Here is a 497-nt window from a genome sequence, read left to right as displayed (position 1 = left end):
CAGCAGTTCGAGGCTCAGGTGGTCGCCACACCGGATAACGTGGCACTGGTGTTTGCCGGGGAAACGCTGACTTACCGCCAGGTCAATGAGCGGGCAAACCAGCTGGCGGTTGTGATCCGCGAACGCTATCAGCAGCAGCGCCATGCGCCGATGCCGGCAGACACGCCGGTGGCTCTGTATCTGGATCGCAGCCTGGAGATGATCATCAGTATTCTGGCGGTACTGAAAGCCGGGGGGGCCTATGTGCCGATGTCCCCGGAATATCCGCCGGAGCGGGTCCGGTTTATTCTGGCCGACACCGGGTCTTCGTGTGTGGTGACCCAGCAGCGTCACTTGACGGCGCTGGGGGAATACACGCACACGCTGTCACTAATTGCGGCGGATGATCCGTCGGTGACCGCAGGACGGCCAATGGACAATCCGGTGCCGGTGAACGGGGCTACGGATCTGGCGTACATCATCTACACCTCAGGGACAACCGGTCAGCCCAAAGGGGT

1 protein-coding gene is annotated in these 497 nt (G+C 61.8%); it reads left to right on the top strand.

Going from position 1 to position 497, the window contains the following annotated elements:
- The coding region (locus NXS07_RS22590) for an AMP-binding protein (protein ID WP_258087605.1) at positions 1 to 497 on the top strand (497 nt) is incomplete at both ends.

The organism is Xenorhabdus bovienii (genome assembly GCF_024721015.1).
GTDB classification, from domain to species: Bacteria; Pseudomonadota; Gammaproteobacteria; order Enterobacterales; family Enterobacteriaceae; genus Xenorhabdus; species Xenorhabdus bovienii.
Note: the sequence above shows the minus strand (reverse complement) of the source record. Positions and strands in the feature narration are given on the sequence as shown.